This window comes from Actinokineospora sp. NPDC051303, assembly GCF_055586285.1.
On record NZ_JBVJIN010000032.1, the window covers coordinates 26,634 to 48,480 of the forward strand.

General features: G+C 72.9%; 17 protein-coding genes. 13 read left to right on the forward strand and 4 right to left on the reverse strand.

From position 1 onward, the window contains the following. Positions 1-40 precede the first annotated feature (40 nt). From ACZ6SD_RS22785 to ACZ6SD_RS22795, 3 genes are all read left to right on the forward strand, one after another. Positions 41-955 (forward strand): anti-sigma factor RsbA family regulatory protein, encoded by a 915-nt coding sequence (locus ACZ6SD_RS22785; RefSeq protein WP_465318988.1) that lies wholly within the window; start codon positions 41-43, stop codon positions 953-955. A 63-nt stretch (positions 956-1,018) separates the two neighbouring features. Further along, complete coding sequence (locus ACZ6SD_RS22790; RefSeq protein ID WP_465318989.1) at positions 1,019-1,486, forward strand: hypothetical protein; 468 nt, start codon at positions 1,019-1,021, stop codon at positions 1,484-1,486. Between the two features lie 131 nt (positions 1,487-1,617). Beyond that, the gene (locus tag ACZ6SD_RS22795; RefSeq protein WP_465318990.1) at positions 1,618-2,613 is read left to right on the forward strand and encodes a hypothetical protein; all 996 of its coding nucleotides are present in this window, start codon (positions 1,618-1,620) and stop codon (positions 2,611-2,613) included. 192 nt (positions 2,614-2,805) lie between these two features. Here the strand turns inward: ACZ6SD_RS22795 and recQ are convergent, their stop codons facing one another. Beyond that, complete coding sequence (gene recQ / locus ACZ6SD_RS22800; protein ID WP_465318991.1) at positions 2,806-4,647, reverse strand: DNA helicase RecQ; 1,842 nt, start codon at positions 4,645-4,647, stop codon at positions 2,806-2,808. Between the two features lie 317 nt (positions 4,648-4,964). Next, on the reverse strand, positions 4,965-5,687 hold the full coding sequence (locus ACZ6SD_RS22805) for a hypothetical protein (protein WP_465318992.1): 723 nt from the start codon (positions 5,685-5,687) through the stop codon (positions 4,965-4,967). Between the two features lie 101 nt (positions 5,688-5,788). On the opposite strand from ACZ6SD_RS22805, the gene ACZ6SD_RS22810 reads away from it, so the two are divergent. The 6 genes from ACZ6SD_RS22810 (at position 5,789) to ACZ6SD_RS22835 (ending at position 12,338) form a co-directional block, all read left to right on the forward strand. After that, positions 5,789-6,106 (forward strand): ArsR/SmtB family transcription factor, encoded by a 318-nt coding sequence (locus ACZ6SD_RS22810; RefSeq protein ID WP_465318993.1) that lies wholly within the window; start codon positions 5,789-5,791, stop codon positions 6,104-6,106. Between the two features lie 97 nt (positions 6,107-6,203). Then, positions 6,204-7,160 carry an isopenicillin N synthase family dioxygenase gene (locus ACZ6SD_RS22815; protein ID WP_465318994.1) on the forward strand — a complete coding sequence of 319 codons (957 nt, stop codon included), beginning with the start codon at positions 6,204-6,206 and terminating at the stop codon, positions 7,158-7,160. Positions 7,161-7,333: 173 nt separating this feature from the next. Next, entirely contained in the window at positions 7,334-9,343 is a 2,010-nt protein-coding gene (locus tag ACZ6SD_RS22820) for an AMP-binding protein (protein WP_465318995.1), read from the forward strand. Positions 9,344-9,375: 32 nt separating this feature from the next. Then, positions 9,376-10,638, forward strand: coding sequence for a PucR-like N-terminal domain-containing protein (locus ACZ6SD_RS22825; protein ID WP_465318996.1), 1,263 nt, complete (start codon positions 9,376-9,378; stop codon positions 10,636-10,638). A gap of 83 nt (positions 10,639-10,721) precedes the next feature. After that, a complete protein-coding gene (locus ACZ6SD_RS22830; protein WP_465318997.1) occupies positions 10,722-11,897 on the forward strand; it encodes a PucR-like N-terminal domain-containing protein in 1,176 nt (391 codons plus the stop codon). Positions 11,898-11,978: 81 nt separating this feature from the next. After that, positions 11,979-12,338: an STAS domain-containing protein gene (locus ACZ6SD_RS22835; RefSeq protein WP_465318998.1), complete on the forward strand. Its 360-nt coding sequence runs from the start codon at positions 11,979-11,981 to the stop codon at positions 12,336-12,338. 3 nt (positions 12,339-12,341) lie between these two features. Here ACZ6SD_RS22835 and ACZ6SD_RS22840 read toward each other — a convergent pair whose 3' ends face one another. Beyond that, positions 12,342-12,752: an ATP-binding protein gene (locus ACZ6SD_RS22840; RefSeq protein WP_465318999.1), complete on the reverse strand. Its 411-nt coding sequence runs from the start codon at positions 12,750-12,752 to the stop codon at positions 12,342-12,344. A gap of 202 nt (positions 12,753-12,954) precedes the next feature. On the opposite strand from ACZ6SD_RS22840, the gene ACZ6SD_RS22845 reads away from it, so the two are divergent. Further along, positions 12,955-13,473 (forward strand): hypothetical protein, encoded by a 519-nt coding sequence (locus ACZ6SD_RS22845; protein WP_465319000.1) that lies wholly within the window; start codon positions 12,955-12,957, stop codon positions 13,471-13,473. 207 nt (positions 13,474-13,680) lie between these two features. Next, entirely contained in the window at positions 13,681-14,151 is a 471-nt protein-coding gene (locus tag ACZ6SD_RS22850; RefSeq protein ID WP_465319001.1) for an ATP-binding protein, read from the forward strand. 20 nt (positions 14,152-14,171) lie between these two features. On the opposite strand, the gene ACZ6SD_RS22855 is transcribed toward ACZ6SD_RS22850, so the two are convergent. After that, a complete protein-coding gene (locus ACZ6SD_RS22855) occupies positions 14,172-14,543 on the reverse strand; it encodes an STAS domain-containing protein (RefSeq protein WP_465319002.1) in 372 nt (123 codons plus the stop codon). Positions 14,544-14,853: 310 nt separating this feature from the next. Between ACZ6SD_RS22855 and ACZ6SD_RS22860 the strand changes: the two genes are divergently transcribed. Both ACZ6SD_RS22860 and ACZ6SD_RS22865 read left to right on the forward strand, forming a co-directional pair. Next, entirely contained in the window at positions 14,854-19,395 is a 4,542-nt protein-coding gene (locus ACZ6SD_RS22860) for a HAMP domain-containing protein (protein ID WP_465319003.1), read from the forward strand. A 39-nt stretch (positions 19,396-19,434) separates the two neighbouring features. Beyond that, positions 19,435-21,846: a SpoIIE family protein phosphatase gene (locus ACZ6SD_RS22865; protein WP_465319004.1), complete on the forward strand. Its 2,412-nt coding sequence runs from the start codon at positions 19,435-19,437 to the stop codon at positions 21,844-21,846. Position 21,847: the final 1 nt, after the last annotated feature.

Sequence of the window (21,847 nt, forward strand, 5' to 3'; positions counted from 1 at the left end):
GGCCCTCGACGGTGATCGACGTGACGGGCCTGGTCGGCCGATGACCGCCGGGCACACCGCGCTGCTCTACCGGGGCGCCGACGACTATCTCGCCGCCGTCGTGCCCTTTGTCGAGGACGGGGTGCGCGCGGGCGAGGCCGTCGCGGTCGTCGCCCCGCGCGGCAACCTGGACCTGGTCCGGGACGGGTGCGCGGCCGGTGTCGCGGACGAGGTGCGCTGGTTGGACATGGCCGAGGTGGGCCGCAACCCGGGCAGGCTCGCGCCCGCCGTGCTGCACCCGGTCCTCGACCGCGACGCCCGGGTGGTCAGCGAGGTCGTCTGGCCGGGCCGGTCCCCGGCCGAGTACCCGTCCTGCGTGCGGCACGAGGCGCTGGCCAACCACCTGCTGCGCGGCAAGTCGCTGAACCTGCTCTGCCCGTACGACGCGCTGCGGCTGCGGCCGGTCGCGCTGGCCGACGCGCTGGTCACCCACCCGGGGGTTCTGGAACACGGCGACCACCGGCGCAGCCCCGATTACGCTCCGCAGGACGCGCTGGCCGCCTACAACGGCCAGGCCCTGCCCGAGCCCGCGGACGCGCGCACGCTGCCGGTGGGCGTCGCCGAACTCGGCGTGGCCCGCCAACTGGTCTCCTCGGCCGCCGCCGCCTTCGGCCTCGCCGAGCCGAGGGCCGCGGACGCGGCGCTGGTCGTCACCGAGCTGATCACCAACAGCGTCGAGCACGGCGGCGGGCGGGCGACGCTCGCGGTGTGGGCCACCGACACCGACCTGGTCTGCGAAGTCCGCGACGAGGGCACCCTGGACGACCCGCTCGCGGGCCTGCGGCCCGCGCCGGTGAGCCAGCCGCACGGCCGGGGCCTGCTGGTCGTGCACTCCCTGGCCGACCTGGTGACCATCCACGCCGACGACCACGGCACCGCCGTGCGCGCGCATTTCACCCGGGACGGGTGCGCTTGACCGCGTCGCGGACCGGGTAATTCCTCGGCAAGGGACACCAAAGCGACCTGGAGGTCCGAGGAGATGACTGAGCACCCCCGTGGCGTCGCCCGCAGGCTCGTCGAAGTCACCCGTGGCGGGGACGTCGACCCACGCGGTGAGTCCGGCGCGCTGGACGTGCTGATCGGCCCGGAGCACCGCGACCGACTCGCGGCCGTGCTTCGCGAACTCGTCGTCGCCACCGCGGACATGATGCTGTGCCGGGCGGATGCCCCCGGCCCGGACCACGCCTTCGTCTTGGACCTGCGCGACGACGAGGGCGAGCCGGTCGAGGTCGACCAGTTGGACCCGCCCGTGCGCGCCCTGGTCCGCGCGCTGCTCGCCGAACTCAACGGCAGGCCGGAGGACATCGGCTACCAGCTCGACTTGGCGCTGCGCGACGACCCGCGCTTCGACCCGGTTGACGTGCTGGTCCTGGCCCTGCTGTGGACCGTCGGCTCGATCGAGTGGTGTGAACAGCACGACGCCCCAACCCCCGGGTGGCTCGGCTAGCGCACATCCCGGCGCCTCTTGCCGCGTCACTTATCTGCCGCCGCAGCTCGCCACGTTGCGACATGGTCACGCTACGGTGTGACCCGCGCCACCTCGGGTACTCGGGCGGCATGGCACAATACCGACACTCCGTGATCGCGACCCAGACGGCTGACCACGTCTTCGCCTACCTGGCCGACACGCGCAACCTGCCGGACTACTTCCCCCGGATGACCAACGCCGAACCCTTGGGGGACAACGATCCGGGCGACGAAGACACTCTGAACGCCGTCGTCGCGGCAAGAGCCTGGCTCTTGGTCGACCCCGACACGCGCAGCCTGCGCTGGGGCTCCGACGGCCCGGACGCCTATCACGGCGTCCTCCACGTCCAGGACGCCGACCGCGACCAGTGCGCGATCGAAGTCGAGCTGATCACGGCGGAAGAGGACCGGGAGGATGTCCAGCAGGGCTTGGAGCAGATCCTGGCCACCCTGGCGGAATCGGCGGCGCAGCCACCGCCCCCCGATCCACCCCTGCTGACCCAACCACCTCCCATACCCCCAGAAAACCCCGCCCCACCAATCACAACTGACCCGCAGACAGCGGAGATCCAGGTGGCCGCCGCTCCGTGGGAAACGACCTCGGCCCAGCCCGCCCCGCCCCCCTTGCCGAGCGCCCCGACTGAGATCGCCTCGCACGCGGAGGCGTCGGAGGTGGTGCCGCAGGGCGGCCCGCCGGAGGTGGAGTCGGTGGGGAGCCGACCGGAGTCCGATCCACCGGAGATCGTCTCGCCGGGTGAGGCGAGGGAAACCGGGTCGGATGTGGTGTCGCAGGGTGGTCCGCCGGAGGTCGAGTCGGCGGGGAGCCGGGTGGAGTCCGGGTGGCACGTGGGTCCGCCGGAGATCGTCTCGCCGGGTGCGAGGGGAATCGGGTCGGACACGGTGTCCTCGGATGTGGTGTCGCAGGGTGGTCCGCCGGAGGTCGAGTCGGCCGGGAGCCGTGCGGAGTCCGTGTGGGACGCGGGTTCGGCGGAGACAGCGCCGCAGGAAGCCGCGACGGACACCGGGGCGCCGGGCAGCGGCCGAACGAAGTCCTCTCCCACCAGCTCCACCCCGCCGGGCCCGTCCGAAGCCGCCGCCCCCGCCTGACTCCCGCTCGCCAGCGAGCCGCACAGCCCCAGCGAATCCAGCGAATCGCAGCACCTTTCAGCCGGTCCGATCGCGTTCACATTCCTCGGACCGCGCCGCGTCAGCCGCCTCCAGTGTCTTCTAAGGCACTGTTGAGAAGTCGCGCGCTCCCAATCCTTGTCAGCCCAAGATTCCGGCCGGTTTCCCGGAGTTCTAGGGGGTCGCCTCGGCCAGGGTGTCGAGGATCTGCTGGCCGTACTTGGCCAGTTTGTTCTCGCCGACGCCGCTGATGGTGCCGAGATCGGCCAGCGTGGCCGGGGTTTCGGTGGCGATCTGGCGCAGCGTGGCGTCGTGGAAGATCACGTAGGCGGGGACGCCCTGCTCCTTGGCGGTGGCTCCGCGCCAGGCGCGCAGGGCCTCGAACACCGGGGCGGCCTCGGCGGGCATCTCCACCGCCGCCTTGCGGGCCTTGGGGGTGGCCGCCGCGCGGGCGGGGCGTTCCGGTTCGCGGCGGAGCATGACCTCGCGCCTGCGGGCCAGCACGTCGGCGCTGGCCTCGGTGAGCACGAGGGTGCCGTAGTCGCCCTCGACGGCGAGCAGGCCCTGGGCGAGCAGTTGGCGGACGACGCCGCGCCAGGCCTGGTCGGTCAGCTCGGTGCCGATGCCGAACACGGTGAGCTGGTCGTGCCGGTGCTGGACGATCTTGTCGGTGCGCTTGCCGAGCAGGATGTCGATCACCTGGCCCGCGCCGAACTTCTGGCCGCGCTCGCGGTCGAGCCGGAACACCGTGGACAGCAGCTTCTGCGCGGGAATCGTGCCGTCCCAGGACTCCGGCGGGCTGAGGCAGGTGTCGCAGTTGCCGCACGGCTCGCCGCGCTGGCCGAAGTAGTTGAGCAGCTGCACCCGGCGGCACTCGACCGTCTCGCACAGCGCGAGCATCGCGTTGAGGTGGATGGCGAGCCTGCGCCGGTGCGCGTCGTCGCCCTCGGAGGTGTCGATCATCTTGCGCTGCTGCACCACATCCTGCAGCCCGTAGGCCAGCCACGCGGTGGACGGCAGACCGTCGCGGCCAGCGCGGCCGGTCTCCTGGTAGTAGCCCTCGACGGACTTCGGCAGGTCGAGGTGGGCGACGAACCGCACGTCCGGCTTGTCGATGCCCATGCCGAAGGCGATGGTGGCGACCACGACCAGCCCGTCCTCGCGCAGGAACCGGGACTGGTTCTTCGCGCGGGTCCGCGCGTCGAGCCCGGCGTGGTACGGCACGGCCGGGATCCCGTTCTCGGTAAGGAAATCGGCGGTCTTCTCCACCGACGCCCGCGACAGGCAGTAGACGATGCCCGCGTCGCCGGGGTGCTCGGTGCGCAGCAGGTCGAGCAGCTGCTTCTGCGGGCTGGCCTTGGGCACGATCCGGTACTGGATGTTGGGCCGGTCGAAGCTGGCCACGAAGTGCCGCGCGTCGCCGAGGTTGAGCCGCTGGGCGATCTCGGCGTGCGTGGCCTTCGTCGCGGTCGCGGTGAGCGCGATGCGCGGCACCTGAGGCCACCGCTCGTGCAGCTCGGAGAGCATCAGGTAGTCGGGCCGGAAGTCGTGTCCCCACTGCGACACGCAGTGCGCTTCGTCAATGGCGAACAGGGCGATCTTGCCGCGCTCCAACAGCCGGGCCGTTGCGTCCACCCGCAGCCGCTCCGGCGCGAGGTAGAGCAGATCCAGCTCACCGTCGAGGAAGGCGGTCTCGACCTCGCGGCGTTCCTCGAATCCCTGGGTGGAGTTGAGGAACCCGGCCCGCACCCCGGCGTTGCGCAGCGCGTCGACCTGGTCCTGCATCAGCGCGATCAGCGGCGAGATCACCACCCCGACACCGTCGCGGACCAGCGCCGGAATCTGGTAGCACAGCGACTTGCCGCCGCCGGTCGGCATGAGCACCAGCGCGTCGCCGCCGCCGATCACATGGTCGATGATCTCGGCTTGGTCGCCGCGGAAGGAGTCGTAGCCGAACACCCGCCGCAGAACATCCACGGCGGGGGCGATCTCGGTGCTGGTCTCGACGGAAGGCACGCCGCCGATCCTACGGCGACCCACACCCCCACCGCCGCGAGGCGGTGCGGCCCTGTGGATAACTCAGGAACCCATCATCACCACCCACCCCACACCGGCCGTGGCCGAGCCGGCCGCCCGCGCCAACGCCGCCCGCGCCAACGCCGGACAAGGCCCGCCCTCCCTGGGGGCCGCCCCCGCTCCAGTCTATCGGGGCGGACCGACAATCCAGGCGGGAACGATCTTGCCTGTGGATAACTTCGGACCAGGTCCCCGCCCGCGGGGGACAGGCGGGGACCGGTCGAGGGACAGGCGGGTCAGCCGTCCACAGTGGATGGTCAGGGGCGAATGGCCGTGGTTTGGGTGAGAGTCTGCTCACCGGTCACGTATTCGCTGTAGACCCCGAAGTTCATCGGCTTTCCGGGGCGCTCGGTGGTCCGCACGAAGCTCTTGCCGTCGTGGACCGCGCCGAAGGTGACCGTGAACCGCTTGGTTGACGAGCGCTCCTGCGGCGGGGTCGCGTTCGGGTACATGATCTCGTCGGAGGCGATCGCGTAGTCGTCGCGGTAGGGGCGGGAGACGCGTTCGAAGGTGTTCTCGAAGATCCCGCCGGTGGCTGGGATCGTGATGAGCATTCCGCGTGTTCCGTTGTCGTAGCGGGTGTTGAAGACCACGACATCGGCCACGCCGCTCGGGTAGAACTCGGCCCGCCCTGAGCCGACCCGTGACTCGGCCGGGCAGGCGTCGAAGCCGTCTCGCTCGATCGTGGACCGGGCGCAGGTGGGGAACGCGTCGCTGTTGAACCGCACGGAGTCGTCGAACAGGAAGACGAATCGGCGGGCGGCGGCTGGTTTCTCGCCGGTTTCGGTCCAGCGCCGCCCGTCGAAGGTGACTTCGACGCCGTGCCGCGTGCCGTCGCTGGCGACGCGGACCTCGCCCGACTCGATGTTGGCCGGACCGGCGACGTCCGGCTCGAACGGCCGCTGCGGGCCCAGCGGGGCGGGGTCGGGGAAACCGGCGACGACGGTCGCGGCAAGGGCGGTGGCCAACAGAAATCCCATGGGGCGCCTCCTCGGCAGGTGTTTTCGAGACGTATCGAATAGACCGCACGCGAGGTAGAGTCTTCGTGAAGTGTCGAAGAGAGCTGAGAGGGCCGTCAGGAATGGTGTTGGGCAGATGGGCCCCGCTGTCGCACCCCCGGATCGAGGACGTGGCCCTGGACGACGTGCTGCGCGCACTGGCCGACCCGACCCGGCGGGCCATCGTCCGGCTCCTGATCGCCGAGGGCGACCGCCCGTGCGGCACGTTCGGCCTCCCGGTCGCCGCGTCCACGCTGAGCCACCACTTCCGGGCGCTGCGCGCGGCGGGCCTCATCCGCCAGTGGGACGAGGGTCGCCAGCGCATGAACACGCTGCGTCTGGACGAGTTGGCGACCAGGTTCCCCGGCCTGGTGGACAACGTCCTCGCCGCGCCCGACTGACCACAACTGTCCTTTATGGACAACTTTGGTCCGGGCTGGCCCGGCGGGCGCGGACCGGGCATGCTGGCGGGGACGTCCCTGGCCGGAAGGAGCGGTGATGGCAGCCCCGGTGCCGCTGGTCGACCTCGCCCCCTGGTTCGACGGGTCCGGCCGGGCCGCCGTGGCGGCCGAGGTCGACGCCGCGCTGCGGACCTCGGGGTTCCTCCTGGTCACCGGGCACGGCGTGCCGTCGACCGCGGCCGCCGAGGTGCGGCGCGCGGCACGGGAGTTCTTCGCCCTGCCCGAGCGGGAGAAGGCCGAGTACGCGGTCTCCGTTGGCGGGCGCGGGTGGCTGCCGCCGGGCGCGGAGACCAACGCCTACTCCGAGGGCACGGTGACCCCGCCGGACCTCAAGGAGACCTTCGCCGCTGGCGCGGACCGGCCGGTGGGCGACCCGGAGGTGGACGCGGTCTGGTTCCCGCCGAACGTCTGGCCCGCGCGGGTTCCCGGGCTGGAGCGGGCCGTGGTCGACTACATGGCCAGGATGAAGCGGCTGGCCGACGAGTTGCTGACCGTCTGCGCCGTGGCGCTCGGGCTCCCGGCGGAGCACTTCACCGCGCACACCGCCAACGCCACGTTCACCTTCAACGTCAACCGGTATCCGCCGCTGACCGTCGTCGGCGAACCGGCGCCCGACCAGTACCGCATCGGCCCGCACACCGACTTCGGCACGGTGACCATCCTCGACCGCGAGCCCGGCGCGGGCGGCCTGCAGGTGTTCACCGCCGACGGCGGCTGGGCGGACGCGCCGTACGACCCGGCCGCGCTCACGGTCAACATCGGCGACCTGATGGCCCGCTGGACCGGCGACCGCTGGAAGTCCAACCGCCACCGCGTCCTCCCGCCGCAGCCCGACGCCCCGGACGAGGACCTGGTCTCGCTTGTCTTCTTCTACGAATGCGACCACGACACCACGGTCGCCTCACTGCCCCCGCCCATCGGCGAAGTCTCCTACCCGCCCGTGACCGCGTCGGCTTACTTGAGCGAAAAGCTCGCCGCCATCACCTCGGGCTGACCACCGCACTGTCTACAGTGGACGCACGCCGGTTTCCTGGAATCGGCGTGACAGTCCGGCGCCGGACGACGGTGACGCGCGTGCGCGTTTTTGTTTTCGCCGTTTTCAGCCAGTAGGGGATCGGTTAGCGTCGGAACTCTCGAATCCATCTGGCGCTGGGGGAGTTGCTTGCCGTGGTGCGGTCTGTTCGCCTGCCCGAGACGTCCGCGGACTCGCTGGCCACCGTCCTGCGCGGTTGGGCCGAGCGCCGCGGCGACGCCCCAGCCCTCACCTACCTGGACTTCTCCCGGGACCCGGACGGCTCGACCAGCACCCTCACCTGGCGCGAGTTGGACGAGCGGGTCGACACGATCGCGTCCTGGCTGCGCCCCAGGACGACCGGCGGCGAGCGGGCCGCGGTCCTGGCCGCCCACCCCGTGCACTACGCCGTGTCCTTCCTCGCCGCGATCCGGGCCGGGCTCATCGCGGTTCCGCTGGCCAGACCGGGGGACCGGCCGCAGCGGGACCGGCTCGCCGCGATCCTCGCCGACTGCGCGCCGAGCGTCCTGCTCACCACCTGGCGGGACGCGGGCGCGGTCGAGCGGTTCGCCGACGACCACGGCTTGGCCGCGGCCCCGGTGGTCGCCGTCGACGCCCTGCCCGCCCCGGCCGAGCCGTTCGCCGCGCCCGCCGCGCGCCCGGACGACATCGCCTACCTCCAGTACGGCTCCGGTCCGGTCGGCGTCGCGGTGACCCACGCCAACGTCCTGGCCGCGTCCGGGCAGGTCGCGCGCCGCTTCGGCGTGCGCCCGGGGCACACGGCCAGCGTGTCCTGGCTCCCGCTCAACCACGAGGTCGGCCTCTTCGCCGGGATCGTCGCCCCCGTGGTGTCGGGCGCGCGGGCGGTCCTGATGGACCCGGCGGCCTTCCTCGAACGGCCCGACCGCTGGCTGCGCGCGCTCTCGGCCCATCCCGGCGCGATCACCGCGGCGCCCGGCTTCGGCTACACCCACGCCGCGGCCAGGGTGCGGGACCGGTGCGAGTTCCGCTTGGACGACGTCGTCGTGCTCATCGACGGCAGCGAACCCGCGGCGGCGACCGTCATCGACCGGTTCCACACCGCGTTCGCCGAGTGCGGGTTGTCCCCGGGCGCGTACCGGCCGTCCTACGGGCTCGCGGAGGCGACCGCGCTGGTCACCGCGCCCGACCCGGGCGAGGTGCCGCACGTGCGCGCGTTCGACCGGGCCGCGCTCGCCGAGGGCCGCGCGGTCGAGGCGGCCCGAGGGGAGCCCGCGGTGATCGTGGTGGGATGCGGACGGCCCGCCGGGCAGCGCCTGCGCGTCGCCGACCTCGACAGCGGGACCGCGCTGCCCGCGGGCCGGGTCGGCGAGATCCAGGTGTGCGGACCGAATGTGGCGGCCGGGTACTGGCGCCGGGACCGCGCGACCGCGAACGCCTTCGCCAGTGACACCGCGAACGCCATCGCTGTCGACACCGTGAACGCCTTCGTTGGTGACACCGCGAACGCCTTCGCTGTTGAGACCGAGAATGACTTCGCCATCGACACCGCGAACGCCTTGGCCATCGACACCGAGAATGCCTTCGTTGGTGACACCGCGAACGCTGTCGCTGGCCGCACCGCGAACGCTTTCGCTGGTGCCGCTGGGAAAGCTGTCGGCACCGCGAATGTCCTCGCTGTCGACACCGTGAATGGCGTTGGCGCTGGTGACACCGCGAACGCCCGTGCTGGTGACACCGCGGGCGCGGTCTGGTTGCGGACTGGCGATCTCGGGGTCGTGGTCGACGGCGACCTGTTCGTCCTCGGCCGGATCGCCGATCTTGTGCACGTCGGTGGCCGCAGGCATTTCCCGCAGGACCTTGAGCGCACCGCGCACCGGGCGCACGGCGCCGTCCGGCGGGACGGTGCGGCCGCGTTCGTGGTCGGCGGGGCGCGGCTTGTGCTGCTGGTCGAGCGGGCCCGCGACGTCGCGGCTGAGTCGGTGCCCTCGGCTGAGATCGCCGCGGAGGTGCGGGCCGCGGTGTCGGCCCGGCATGGGGTCGTCGTGTCTGACCTGCGGGTGCTCGGCGCGGACGAGATCCCCAGAACGGCCGCCGGGAAAGTCAGCAGACCGGCCGCGCGGGCGTGCTACCTCGACGGACTGGCGCGCGCACCGCGCGGAATCGACGGGAAGGACCTCCGTTGACCGTGGTGACCGGCTCTCGTAGCGTTCCGGGGATGTCGTCGGTGTCCACGGGGTCGCCGGATCGGCGCTCCCGTGAACCCTGGCGCGAACTGCCGGTCGAGGTCGCCCGGGTGCTCCGGCCCCGGCTGCCCGCGATCGCCGCGGAGATGGTCGACGCCATCCGCCGCGAGGTGCTCGCTTACCGCAGGCCGTTGGACACCGACATGGGCCGGGATCTCGTCAGAGCCGTCCGCCGCGCGATCTCCCAGTTCGTGGACCTCATCGAGGACCCGGACCGCCCGCAGGACGACAACGTCGCCTTCTTCCGCGGGCTCGGCAGAACCGAGTTCCTCGCGGGCCGCGACATGGACGGCTTGCAGGAGGCCTACCGGGTCGGCGCCCGGGTCGGCTGCCGCTGCTACGCCGAGATCGCCCAGGCCACCGGGTTGGCCGTCCCGGTCGTGCTGCGGCTCAGCGAGGCCGTGCTGGCGCACATCAACGCGCTGGCCAACGAGTCGGTGCGTGGCTTCGCCGAGGCCAAGTCCCGCGACGCGGGCGGCCTGCACCAGAACCGCCGCGCGCTCGCCGAACGGCTGCTGCGCCGGGACATGAGCCCCGCCGACGCCACCGAGCACCCGCTCGACGTGCTGGCCGCCCGCGCCCGCTGGCCGGTGCCGGACCGGATCGCGTGCCTGCTCGCCGAGGACCCCACGCACCCGGGCCTCGGCCGCCTGGACGACGACGTCCTCCTGCTCGCGCACGGCAACGAGGTGCGCATGATTGTGCCCGAGCCCGGCGACCCCGACCGGATCCGCCTGCTGCGCAAGGCTTTCGCGGGCTCGGGCGTCGTGCTCGGCCCGTCCGTGCCGGTCACCCAGGGCTGGCTGTCGCTGCACTGCGCCCGGGTGACCCTGCACCAGGTCCGCCGCGGCGCCCTCCCCTCGGCGGACTTCGTCGTGGCCGACGACAAGCTCGCCGACCTGGTCCTGCTCTCCGGCGGGCACATCAGCGGTCTGATCGCCGACCGTTCCCTCGCCGCGCTCGCCGACCTGACGGCGGGAAAGGCGGGCAGGCTGGCCGAGACCCTGCACGCGCTGCTGTCCTCCTGGGGCCGGACCGCCCCGGAGGTCGCCGCGGCGCTGGGCATCCACCCGCAGACCGCGCGGCACCGGCTGCGCCAGCTTGAGGCCCTGTTCGGAGACCGGCTCGCCGACCCGGGCTTCCGGTTCGAGACCGAACTCGCCCTGCGCGTGCGGACGCTCCAGCGCGCCGCGGCCAAGCCGGACGACGGCCCGCCCTCGGTCTCCGCCTGCTGACGCGGGGCGCGCTGTCCGCGCCCGTGGGAACGGCCAACCAGCACGCGACCTGGATCACGAATCCGCCCGAGCCGAGGAGAGCCATGTCTCCTGTCGCCGAAACCAGAGCGGCCGCCGATGTCGCGGCCCAGGCCAGGGCCGCCCTGGCCGGACTGCCCGGCGACCTGGCCCGGCTGGTCCGGCCGGTCGCCGACGACCTGGCCGAGCGGGTCGCCGCCGAGATCCACCGCCTCCTGCCGGAGGTCTTCCCGGGCAGCCCGCACCCTGATCTCGTCGCCGCCGTGCGGATGGCGGTGGGCAAGGGGGTCGACTACGTGCTCGACCCGGACGCCCCGGACGCCGACTGGACCGGGCTGTTCCACCGGGTCGGGGCCGCCGAGCGGCACGCTGGCCATGACCTGCACCGGTTCCAGTTGGCGACCGCGGTCGCGGTCCGGGCGGCCTGGCGGTTGCTCAGCGAGATCGGCGCTCAGGGCCAGGTCCCGTGGCCGACGGTGGCCGCGACCGCGGACGCCCTGTTCGCCTACGCCGACGCGCTGTGCGCCGCGGCGCGCGCGGGGCACTCCGCCGCGTCGGTGTCGCACGACGGCGCGGAGTCCGCCCGGCGGGCCCTGGCCGCGCTGCTGCTCACGCCGTCCCCGTCGCCCGCCCGGGTCGCCGCGCTGGCCGAGGCGGCCCGGTGGCCGATGGACGCGCCGGTCGTCGCCGTGGTGTGGGACGGCCCGCTTGACCCGGGCGCCCTGGGCGGTGACCGGCTGCTCGCCGACCGGCACGAGCCGCTCTGCCTGTTCGCCCCGGCGAGCGGGCCGCTGCCCACCGCCCTGGCGCGCCCCGCGCCGGACGTCCGGGTTGTCGTCGGCCTGCCCCGGCCCCTCATCGACGGCGGCCGCTCCGCCGCCTACGCCAGCACCGCGCTCGGTCTCGTCCGCACGGGCAGGCTCCCCGACGCGCCGGTGACCTGGTGCGCCGACCACCTGACCGCCCTGCTGCACGCCGAGGCCGCCGACCTGACCGAGGTCATCCGCGTCGAGGCGCTCGCCGCCATCGCCGGGCTCCCGACGCGCAGACGCGAGCGGCTGACCGCCACCTTGCGGGCCTGGCTGCGCCTGCACGGCCACATCGAGGACGTCGCGGAGTCGCTGCGGGTCCACCCGCAGACTGTGCGCTACCGGATGAACGAGATCCAGGACCTCTTCCCCGCCAGCGGCGACCGCCGCCTGGAACTGCTGATCGCCCTGCTCGCCCCGGACCCGTTCTGACCGGAGCCGGTCTGTGATCGAATGATTGGGAACTCGGCAGCCGAGCCCGCCCGGCGTCGGGCGTCCCAGGAGGCAACGGAAGTGAAGAACCCACTGCTGGCCATCGCCGTCGACCGGTCGGGCGACCACCTGATCGTGCGGGCCGCCGGTGAGATCGACATGGGCACCGCCCCCGACCTGGCCACCGCGCTTTCCGACGCCGTCACCACCGCGCCCGCCACGATCGTCGTCGACCTCACCGCGGTCGGCTTCCTCGGCTCGGCGGGCCTGTCCGTGCTCGTCACCGCCCACCACAGCGGCCTGCGGACAGGCGTGCCGCTGACCGTGGTGTGCCCGCGCGAGGGCCTGGTCCGCCGGGTCTTCGAGATCAGCGGCCTAGACCACCTGCTCACCGTCGTGCACACCCTCGACCAGGCACTCCTGCCCCAGGACAGGACCTAGGCACTAATGCCACGCGGGCCCGCGCGCGCAGCAGGCGGTGAACGTCGTCCGGCCCACCTCCGAGACCAACTCGACCCGGTCGGCCAGCGCGCGGATCATCCGCAGCGCGAGCCCGAGACCCGGCCGCCAGCGGGTGGGCGCGGACGTGTCACCCTGGTCCTGCACGGTGACGACCACGGTCTCGGTGTCCAGCAGCAGGCTCAGCGTCACCTCGCCAGGCTTCCCGCCGCGACCGCTGTGCGCGACGGCATTGCCCAGCGCCTCGTCGGCGATCCACACGATGCTCTCCCGCTGCCCCCTGGGCACCTGGTGGTCGCGAAGCCAACGCCCGACCCGCCTGCGCAGCGCCGGAAGCTGCTCCGCCCGCGCGGGCGCGGTCACTGTCCAGACATCCAACTCGGTCATGTCCACCATGACCGGAGGGTGCCCGCCCGTTCAGGGGTCACACCTGCTCACTGTCAGTAGGATCAGACCGGCATCTTCGCGGGGCGCGCCGCGAGCGCCCATGAGGCGAAGACGGAGAACCGAGGTCGGGTGCGCGTGGCGCAAGGACAGCGAGGACCCGTGCCGTCAGACTGCCGCGGGTGCGAATCCTCCAACGGTTGAAGGCAGGTCGGTGACAGGACGGGGACGCAAACCCCTGCGCCGCACGGCGTGGAGCATGCTCGCGGTCGGCATAGCGGTGACCGGGCTGATGCTCGGGGCTGGGGTGTTCGCCGTTGGTCAAGGTGATCCGGCTGGGCCGGGGCAGGTCGCGGTGTGGCCAGCGAACACGGAGATCGCGGTGTTCCGGCCGCTCGGGCGGCAGCAGGACGGCGGACAGGTGGGGACTGTCGCGTGCACGGTCAGGATGGAAAGTGGCAGCGAGCGGCGGGATCCTCAGTGGGGCGTGCGCCTGGTTCCCGAGTTTCGCGGACCGGCGACGGTGACGTGTGAACGGCCCGCGATGGTGGTGTCCGGGTCCGCGCTCGCTGTCGCGAGCCTCGCGCGGGGTCCGCTGATCGCACTGCCGTTGGCCGTCGCTTTCCTCGGCGCCCTGCTTTTCGTTCCTCGGTTCACCCGTGCCTGGGCGAGTCTCACCCAGCCGTTCGGGGCCTGGATGAGTCGTCGACTCAAACGGGATGATCCGCGTTGAACGCCGGGCAGGTCCGGCGCCGGGCTACGGCTCGGGCGTGGACTGTGCCAGGTGGACGGCCACGGTGACCGCTGCCGCCGTCACCAGGACCGGTAGTGTCGCGATCACCAGCGGCGACACCGCGGGGAATGGCCCGCGGGGGTGGACACGGCGCGCCGGATGTCCCACCCTGGGGGCTGGCCGCTGGGGTCGCCGAGAGGAGCCGGTATGTCGGGGGCCACGCCGTCCACACCGGACGAGGTGGCGGCGGGCGGCGAACCGGGGGAGCGGGCCCAGCTAGACCCGCCCGACGTGCTCGCGGTGACCGTGTCCGCGCGGCCGGAGCACTTGGCCGGGCTGCGCCGCACGCTTGGCGGGTGGCTCGCCGGGCGGGGGGTGCCTGAGCCGATGCTGGCCGACATCGTGCTGGCCGCCGATGAGGCGCTGGCCAACGCCATCGAGCACGGCTACCGGTTCGCCGACGGGCTGGTCGCGTTGTCCGGGCACATCGAGGACGGCCATGTCGTCGTGGCGGTGGTGGACCACGGCGTGTGGAAGACCCCGGACCTGCCGCCGAGCCCCTACCGCGGCCGCGGCGTGAGTCTCATCCGGGCGCTGGCCGACCGGGTTGAGCTGATCAGCACCGGAGGCCGCACGAGCCTCGTCGCCCGCTTTCGGCTGCCCTCGGCCGCGGAGTGACCCGGCCGCCCGGGCCCGGGTCAGGGCTGGTGGGTCAGCGCCTGCTCGACGGTGTCCGCGACCGCCAGCACGGTGAGCAGTCCGGTGATCTCCAGCGCGCGCCGCGCCGGGCCCTCCGGGGCGAGGACCACCACGAACGAGATGCCGCGGGCGCGGCACCGGTCGTCGGTCTCCACGAGCGCGGCGAGGCCAGCGGAGGCGAGGAAGGTGACGCTGGTCAGGTCGGCGACGATGGCCTTGGGGGCGGGCGTCGCCGCGGTCGCCGTGGCGATCGCCGAGTCGAGGGCTGTGGTCAGTCGCGGCGCGCTGCCGAGGTCGACTTCCCCGTCGACGTGGACGATCAGCCGGTCGTCCCGCTGGTGGGTGGTCGTGGTCAACAGCGTTCCGGTCATGGTCGTTGCCTCCAACGGCGCGCGGAAATGTCCTGCCGGGCTGGCTGCTCAACCTCGTACCAGGTTGCCCGGAGAGTACCGCTGCTGACAACCGGACGCGCCGGGCAGGCGGGTGCGCGGGCTGGGCTGTCCGGCGGCGCGGGCCGGGGAAGATCGGGAGCCGCACGGGTGACGCGGGCTGGATCAGTGGTTATCCGGCGGCCCGGCGAGCACAATGCAGCGTGCGTATACCGTGGCGGCCGCTTGCTCGGCGGACAGGTCGATGGCCCACGGCGGCCCATGGCGGCCGGTGAGGGGAACGAGGTTGGACATGGGTGACACGACCGCCGGGCCCACCCGGGCGGCCGACCGCTCCGGCGGAGTCGGCGAGCCGGAATTGCGGCAGTTGCTCGCGGGCCTGACCGCCGTCCGCGACGGCGACTTCGGGACCCGCCTGCCCGACGACGCCGACGGCCTGCTCGGCGAGATCGCCACCGTCTTCAACGGCATGGTCGACCAGCTCTCGCTGTTCACCTCCGAGGTCACCCGGGTCGCGCGGGAGGTCGGCAGTGAGGGCCGCCTCGGCGGGCAGGCCGAGGTGCCCGGGGTGTCGGGCACCTGGAAGGACCTGACCGACTCGGTGAACGCGATGGCGGGCAACCTGACCCGCCAGGTCCGCGACATCGCGCAGGTGGCGACCGCGGTGGCCCGCGGCGACCTGTCGCAGAAGATCGACGTCGACGCGCGCGGGGAGATCCTGGAGCTCAAGGAGACCGTCAACACGATGGTCGACCAGCTCTCGTCGTTCGCCGACGAAGTCACCCGGGTCGCGCGCGAGGTCGGCAGCGAGGGCCGCCTCGGCGGGCAGGCGCAGGTGCCCGGCGTCGCGGGCGTGTGGCGCGACCTGACCGACTCGGTGAACTTCATGGCGGGCAACCTGACCGACCAGGTCCGCAACATCGCCCAGGTCACCACGGCGGTGGCCAAGGGCGACCTGTCGCAGAAGATCGACGTCGACGCGCGCGGCGAGATCCTGGAGCTCAAGAACACGATCAACACGATGGTCGACCAGCTCTCGTCGTTCGGCGACGAGGTGACCCGGATGGCGCGCGAGGTCGGCACTGAGGGCCTGCTCGGCGGGCAGGCCGACGTCAAGGGCGTCTCGGGCACCTGGCGCGACCTGACCGACTCGGTGAACTCCATGGCGGGCAACCTCACCGCGCAGGTCCGCTCCATCGCCCAGGTGGCGACCGCGGTGGCCAAGGGCGACCTGTCGCAGAAGATCAACGTGACCGCGCGCGGCGAGGTCCTGGAGCTCAAGAACACGATCAACACGATGGTCGACCAGCTTTCCGCGTTCGCCGACGAGGTGACCCGGGTGGCCCGCGAGGTCGGCACCGAGGGGCGCCTGGGCGGGCAGGCCGACGTCAAGGGCGTGTCCGGCACCTGGAAGGACCTCACCGAGTCGGTCAACGTCATGGGCGACAACCTGACCGCCCAGGTGCGCTCCATCGCGCAGGTCACCACCGCCGTCGCGCGGGGCGACCTGTCGCAGAAGATCCGGGTCGACGCGCGCGGGGAGATCCTGGAACTCAAGGAGACCATCAACACGATGGTCGACCAGCTTTCCGCGTTCGCCGATGAGGTGACCCGGGTGGCCCGCGAGGTCGGCACCGAGGGCAACCTCGGCGGCCAGGCCACGGTGCGCGGCGTGTCGGGCACCTGGAAGGACCTGACCGACAACGTCAACGTGATGGCGTCGAACCTGACCGGGCAGGTGCGCTCGATCGCCCAGGTCGCCACCGCCGTCGCCCGGGGCGACCTGTCGCAGAAGATCACCGTCGAGGCCAAGGGCGAGGTCGCCGCGCTGGCCGGGGTGATCAACACGATGGTCGACACGCTCTCGGCGTTCGCCGACGAGGTGACCAGAGTCGCCCGCGAGGTCGGCACCGAGGGCATCCTCGGCGGCCAGGCCCGGGTGCCCAACGTCGCGGGCACCTGGAAGGACCTGACCGACAACGTCAACTTCATGGCGAACAACCTGACCAGCCAGGTCCGCAACATCGCCCAGGTCACCACCGCGGTCGCCCAGGGCGACCTGACCCGCAAGATCGACGTCGACGCGCGCGGCGAGATCCTGGAGCTCAAGACGACCATCAACACCATGGTCGACCAGCTCTCCTCCTTCGCCGCCGAGGTCACCCGGGTCGCCCGCGAGGTCGGCAGCGAGGGCCGGCTCGGCGGCCAGGCCGAGGTCGAGGGCGTGTCGGGCACCTGGAAGCGGCTCACCGAGAACGTCAACGAACTGGCGGGCAACCTGACCCGGCAGGTCCGCGCGATCGCCGAGGTGACCAGCGCGGTCGCCGAGGGCGACCTGACCCGGTCGATCACCGTGGAGGCCTCCGGCGAGGTCGCCGAGCTCAAGGACAACATCAACTCCATGGTGGGGTCGCTGCGCGAGACCACCCGGGCCAACCAGGACCAGGACTGGCTCAAATCGAACTTGGCCAGGATGTCCAGCCTCATGCAGGGCCGCCGCGACTTGGCCGTGGTCGCCGAACTGATCGTCGACGAGCTCGCCCCGCTGGTCTCCGCCCAGTACGGCGCGTTCTACCTCGCAGAAGACGGCGCGGACGGCACCGTCCTGCGGCTGCTCGGCTCCTACGGGCACCCGGGCAACCCGGCCGAGGCCGACCGGCCGCGCGAGTTCGCCCTGGGCCAGTCCCTGGTCGGGCAGGCCGCGCGCAGCCGCCGCACGATCGAGGTGGACGAGGTGCCGCCCGGCTACGTCACGATCTCCTCCGGGCTGGGCAGCGCCCCGCCGTCGAGCCTGATCGTGCTGCCGATCGTGGTCGAGGACCAGGTGCTCGGGGTGATCGAGCTGGCCTCGGTGCACCGGTTCACCCAGATCCAGCGCGACTTCCTCGAACAGCTCATGGAGACGGTCGGGGTCAACGTCAACACCATCGTCGCCAACGCCCGCACCGACGAGCTGCTGGGGGAGTCCCAGCGGCTCGCGGCCGAGCTGCAGGCCCGCTCCGGCGAGCTGCAGACCCGCCAAGAGCAGTTGCAGCGCTCCAACGCCGAGCTTGAGGAGAAGGCCGCGCTGCTGGCTAGCCAGAACCGCGACATCGAGACCAAGAACATGGAGATCGAGCAGGCGCGCCAGGAGCTGGAGACCCGCGCGCAGGAGCTGTCGCTGGCCTCGAAGTACAAGTCGGAGTTCCTGGCCAACATGAGCCACGAGCTGCGCACCCCGCTCAACAGCCTGCTCATCCTGGCCCAGCTGCTGGCCCAGAACCCTTCGCGCAACCTCACCCCCAAGCAGGTCGAGTACGCGGGCATCATCCACTCGGCTGGCTCGGACCTGCTGCAACTGATCAACGACATCCTCGACCTGTCCAAGGTCGAGGCGGGCAAGATGGACGTCACCCCCGAGCGCATCCCGCTGCGCCAGCTGCTGGACTACGTGGAGGCCACGTTCCGGCCGCTGACCACCCAGCAGGGCCTGGAGTTCCGCATCACCACCAGCCCCGGCGTCCCGGCCGAGCTGGTCACCGACGACGCCCGGCTGCGCCAGGTGCTGCGCAACCTGCTGTCCAACGCGGTGAAGTTCACCGAGTCCGGCGGCGTCGAGCTGCGCATCGAGCCCGCCGGGCCCGCCGAGCTGCCCCGCTCGGTCACCCGGCACGGCCCGGCGGTCGCGTTCCGGGTGATCGACACCGGCATCGGCATCGCCAAGCAGCAGCTCGAATCGATCTTCGGCGCGTTCCAGCAGGCGGACGGGACGACCAGCCGCCGCTACGGCGGCACCGGCCTTGGCCTGTCCATCAGCCGCGAGATCGCCTACCTGCTCGGCGGCGCCATCACCGCCGAGAGCGCCCCGGGGCAGGGCAGCACCTTCACCTTCTACCTGCCGGTCGCCCGGCCGGGCTACGTCGAGACCGGCGACGGGGCCGACGAGCGGGCGGCCGAGTCCGCCGATCGGCGGGCGGTGACCGAGCAGGCCCCGTCCCGGCGAAGACTTCTGGTGATCGAGGAGCACTCGCGCGGCCTGCTGTCCCTGGTCGCCGAAAGCGCCCTGGTCGACCTCGCGGGCAGCCGCGACCGCACCGACCCGCGCGGCCCCGTCGAGGTGGTCACCGCGGCGGGCCTGGCCGAGGCGGCCGCCGCGCTGGCCGAGGCGCCCTGCCAGTGCGTCGTGCTCGGCCTCGACCTGCCCGGCGAGGCCGCCCACCAGTTCCTGGACAACCTCGACCGCGACGCCGCCCTGCGCGACGTCCCGGTCCTGGCGCACAACGGCAGACGGCTCGACCCCGACCAGGAACGCGCGTTGCAGGCGCGGGCGGGCGCCCGGCCGCTGGAGCTGATCTCCAGCCTGGACGAGCTGCGCGAGCGGATCGCGCTGCACCTGTCGGCCGAGCAGCCCGGCGACGTGCTGCCGCTGGTGCGGCCGGACACGCTCGGGGTGTCCCTGCCGCCCGGCGTTGACGAGCGGCTGGCGGGCCGGACGGTGCTGGTCGTGGACGACGACGCGCGCAACGTCTACGCCCTGACCGGTATTCTGGAGCTGTACGGGATGCGCGTGCTGCACGCGGAGAACGGCCGCAAGGGCGTCGAGGCGCTGGCCGCGCACCCCGACATCGACCTGATCCTGATGGACGTCATGATGCCCGAGATGGACGGGTACGCCGCCACCGCGGCGATCCGCGCCAACCCCGAGCACGCCGAACTGCCGATCATCGCCGTCACCGCCAAGGCGATGCCCGGCGACCGCGAGAAAAGCCTGGCCTCCGGGGCCAGCGACTACGTCACCAAACCGGTGGACGCGCGCGACCTCATCGATCGCATCCACCGCAGGCTGCCCGCCTGAGCGCACGGGCAAGCCCGCCGCAGCACGCCGAGGAGCACCGTGGACAGTTCCGCCACCGCGGAGAGAGCCGAGCAGTCCTCGGCCGATCCCACGCGGCTGGCCGCCACGGTTGACCGGCTGCGCGCGCAGGTGCGCCAGGTGCGCGCCGCCGCCGCGGACCGGGCGGTGGTCGACCTCGCCAAGGGCGTGCTGGTCGAGCGCCTGGGCATCAGCCCGGCGCAGGCCGCCCGCCAGCTCGCCGGGCTCGCCGAGCAGGCGGGACTGTCGCGGGTGGAGCTGGCCGTCGACATCCTCAACCAGGCCGACACCGTCGACCGGCCGGTCAGCCAGACCGTCAACCAGGTCCCGCCGGACGCGGTGCGCGACGACCCCGCTTCGGCCGCTCGCCCGGCCGCCGGGCGGCCGCACGCCGCCGAGAGCGTGGCGGCCGACGCCGCGGACGCCCAGGCGGTCGCCGAGTCCCTGCTGGAGCACGCCCTCGCCCCGCTCGGCGCCTGCGCGGCCGCGGTGTGGGCGGCCGGGGCGGACGGGTCGCTGCGGCTGGCCGGGAGCGCCGGTTTCACCGACGAGGACGCCCGCCGCTGGCACTACGTGCCGCCCGACGTGCCCACCGCGGCCCGCCAGGCGCTGGTCGAGCGCGGCCCGGTGTGGACCGAGGGCGACGCGACCCCGCCGACCATCGGCTGCCACCAGCGCCCCGGCGGCGCCCGCGTCGTGCTGCCCGCCGCAGCGGGCGGGCGGGTGCTGGGCGTGCTGGAAATCTGCTGGCCCGGCCCGGTGCCCGCGCTGCCCGCCGCGGGCGGCAAGCAGCTCGGCGCGCTGGCCGAGCTGTGCGCGCACACCCTCGACGCCGACCGCGGCCCCGCCGCGCCCGCCCCCGCCGCCGTGGTGTCCGAGCTGGCGGGCCTCGCCGACGGGCTGCTCGACCCGACCCTGGTCCTGGTCCCGCTGCTCGACGCGGACGGCTGGCTCGCCGACTTCCGCGTCGAGCACGTCAACCCCCGCTTCCGCGACCCGGCGGGCAGGCCGCCCGAGCAGATCGTCGGCGCGCCGCTGCTGGAGGCCTACCCGTTGGCCGCGCAGGCGGGCGGGCTTTTCGACAAGATCGAGCGCGTCCACGCCACCGGCGAGCCCTTCCACACCGACCGGATGCCGGTCGCCACTCTGGTCGACCACGCCGTGCACACCGTCGAGGCCGCGATCGGGATCACCCGGCTCTCCGGCGGCGTCCTGCTGACCTGCCGGGTCTTGGACGACACCACCCGGCTGGCCGCGTTGCTGCAGCACACCCAGCGGCTCGGCGGCATCGGCGGGTTCGAGGAGAACCTGGTCTCCGGCGAGATCACCTGGAGCGGCCAGCTTTTTGAGCTGCACGGGCTGCCGCCCACCGCGCCGCCGATCCCGCTGCGGCAGCTCGCCGCGCGGGCCCACCCCGACGACGCGACCGCCATCGGCCGGTTCCTGCGCACGCTGCTCTACCACCGCAGACCCGCGTCCACCGCGATCCGCCTGCGCGCCGCCGAGGGCGTGACCCGGCACAGCCGCGTCATCGCCGAACCGGTCCTGGACGACGACGGCGACCTGGTCGCCGTGCGCGGCGCGTACCAGGACGTCTCCGCGCAGCACTGGACCGAGGTGGCGCTGGCCGCGACCCGCGACCAGCTCGCGCACACCGAGCAGGAGTCCGCCGAGCGCAACCAGCTTGCCCTGCAACTACAGCGGGCCATCATGCCCTCCGCCCAGGACCCGATCGACGTGCCCGGCCTGCGGGTGGCCGCCCGCTACCGTCCGGCCGAGAAGGGCCACCTCGTCGGCGGCGACTGGTACGACTCGGTCGTCCTGCCGGGCGGGGGCATCCTGCTCTCGGTCGGCGACATCGCTGGCCACGGCATCGACGCGGCCACGGGCATGGTGCTGCTGCGCAACGCCCTGCGCGGCCTCGCCGCCACCGGAGCCGCCCCCGACCAGCTGCTGGCCTGGCTCAACGTCGTCGCGCACAACCTGACCGAACGCGTCCTGGCGACCGCGCTGTGCGGGGTGTACGACCCGGACACCCGGGTGCTGACCTGGGCGCGGGCAGGCCACCTGCCCCCGGTCCTGCTGCGCGACGGCCAGGCCAGGTCGCTGTCGTTCCTCGGCGGGATGCTGCTCGGCGCCCGCGCGGATGCCCACTACGAACAGGGCCAGGTCGAACTCCGCCCCGGCGACACCCTGTTGATGTACACCGACGGCCTGATCGAACGCCGCGACTGCGCCGTGGACGACTCCCTCGCGCGGCTCCTGCGCACCGCGGAGGGCGAGGCGAGCGACGTGGACGACCTGCTGGACCGGCTGCTTACCCACAGCAACGCCGACACCGACGACGACACCTGTATCGTCGGCATCCGGTTGCTGGAGCGCCCTCGGTCGGCACTCGCCGCCGACCGGGATGGGGAGGGCTCGCGATCGTGAC

What these genes read in the sequence shown, in the direction of transcription:
- ACZ6SD_RS22850 (WP_465319001.1), top strand. Translation starts at nt 13,681, where the DNA reads ATGTCGGGGGCCACGCCGTCCACACCGGACGAGGTGGCGGCGGGCGGC.
- ACZ6SD_RS22790 (WP_465318989.1), top strand. Translation starts at nt 1,019, where the DNA reads ATGACTGAGCACCCCCGTGGCGTCGCCCGCAGGCTCGTCGAAGTCACC.
- ACZ6SD_RS22815 (WP_465318994.1), top strand. Translation starts at nt 6,204, where the DNA reads ATGGCAGCCCCGGTGCCGCTGGTCGACCTCGCCCCCTGGTTCGACGGG.
- ACZ6SD_RS22825 (WP_465318996.1), top strand. Translation starts at nt 9,376, where the DNA reads ATGTCGTCGGTGTCCACGGGGTCGCCGGATCGGCGCTCCCGTGAACCC.
- ACZ6SD_RS22810 (WP_465318993.1), top strand. Translation starts at nt 5,789, where the DNA reads ATGGTGTTGGGCAGATGGGCCCCGCTGTCGCACCCCCGGATCGAGGAC.
- ACZ6SD_RS22785 (WP_465318988.1), top strand. Translation starts at nt 41, where the DNA reads ATGACCGCCGGGCACACCGCGCTGCTCTACCGGGGCGCCGACGACTAT.
- ACZ6SD_RS22860 (WP_465319003.1), top strand. Translation starts at nt 14,854, where the DNA reads ATGGGTGACACGACCGCCGGGCCCACCCGGGCGGCCGACCGCTCCGGC.
- ACZ6SD_RS22805 (WP_465318992.1), bottom strand. Translation starts at nt 5,687, where the DNA reads ATGGGATTTCTGTTGGCCACCGCCCTTGCCGCGACCGTCGTCGCCGGT.
- ACZ6SD_RS22840 (WP_465318999.1), bottom strand. Translation starts at nt 12,752, where the DNA reads ATGGTGGACATGACCGAGTTGGATGTCTGGACAGTGACCGCGCCCGCG.
- ACZ6SD_RS22830 (WP_465318997.1), top strand. Translation starts at nt 10,722, where the DNA reads ATGTCTCCTGTCGCCGAAACCAGAGCGGCCGCCGATGTCGCGGCCCAG.
- ACZ6SD_RS22855 (WP_465319002.1), bottom strand. Translation starts at nt 14,543, where the DNA reads ATGACCGGAACGCTGTTGACCACGACCACCCACCAGCGGGACGACCGG.